The 1,516-nt window shown below is 64.1% G+C and carries 1 protein-coding gene; it reads left to right on the forward strand.

Going from position 1 to position 1,516, the window contains the following annotated elements; genetic code table 11:
• Positions 1-1,516: Calx-beta domain-containing protein (locus tag AC07TV_RS22710; RefSeq protein ID WP_494650681.1), on the forward strand; the 1,516-nt coding region annotated here is incomplete at both ends.

Raw genomic sequence — 1,516 nt, forward strand, 5'->3', positions numbered from 1 at the left:
CGCAGCCTGCCGGGCGGCCCGGCCAACGACGACCGTCCGGGCTTCTCGATCAACGACCTGATCATTGACGAAGCCGCTGGCACCGTCACCTTCACCGTCACCCGGACAGGCGACCTGACGCAAAGCGCGGCGGTCGACTACGCCGGGCAAGCCGATACGGCGACCAGCCCGGCCGACTACAACGTAGCAGCCGGCACCCTCAACTTCGGTGCCGGTGTGGCGACACAAACCATCACCGTCGCCATCACCAACGACGGCACCTTCGAAGGCGCCGAACAATTCAACATCAACCTGACCAACCCGGTTGGTGCCGTCATCGTTGACGGCCAGGGCGTCGGCACCATCGTGGACGACGGTCGCACCCTGCCGGGTGGCCCGGCCAACGATGACCGTCCGACCCTGAGCATCGACAGCCCGACGGTGACCGAAGGCGGCTACGCCACCTTCACGGCAACCTTGAGCAATGCCAGCACGACGGCCGTGACCTTCACGCCGAGCCTGACGGGTGGCACGGCAACACTGGGCACCGATACCAGCGCCGCCAGCACACTGCAGTACTACAACGGTACGGCCTGGGTCTCGGCCACCGGCGGGGTGAGCATTCCGGCCGGTAGCACCAGCGTGCAACTGCGTCTGCAGACGACGGATGACCTGCTGGACGAACCAGCCGAGAACTTCTCGCTGACCGGCACGGTGACCAGCGGCAACACGAGCAATGCGTCGGCCACTGGTACGGCCTCGATTACCGACAACGACCCGACACCGAGTTTCTCGATCAACGACATTACGGTCAATGAAGCAGCCGGCACGGCCACCTTCACGGTCAGCCTGTCGGCCGCCAGTGGCCAGGCGACCAGCGTCAATTGGGGCTTGTCGAATGGCACGGCCCTGGCCGGTTCGGACTACACGAACAACAGCGGCACCCTGAACTTTGCTCCGGGTGTCACGACGCAGACCATCACTGTCGCCATCCTTAACGACAGCCCTCGTGTGTATGAAGGTTCCGAAACCTTCAATGTCAATCTGAGTGCTGCGGTCAACGCGACGATTGCCGACAATCTGGGCGTTGGCACCATTATGGACAATGGCACCGGTGGCGGCGGCTCGGACGACGACCGTCCGACCCTGAGCATCGACAGCCCGACGGTGACCGAAGGCGGCTACGCCACCTTCACGGCAACCTTGAGCAATGCCAGCACGACAGCCGTGACCTTCACGCCGAGCCTGACGGGTGGCACGGCAACACTGGGCACCGATACCAGCGCCGCCAGTACGCTGCAGTACTACAACGGTACGGCCTGGGTCTCGGCCACCGGTGGGGTAAGCATCCCGGCCGGCAGCACCAGCGTGCAGTTGCGCCTGCAGACGACGAATGACCTGCTGGACGAACCGGCCGAGAACTTCTCGCTGACCGGCACGGTGACCAGTGGCAATACGGCCAATGCGTCGGCCACTGGTACGGCCTCGATTACCGACAACGACCCGACACCGAGTTTCTCGATCAACGACATTACGG

This window comes from Azonexus sp. GW821-FHT04F04, from assembly GCF_059420025.1.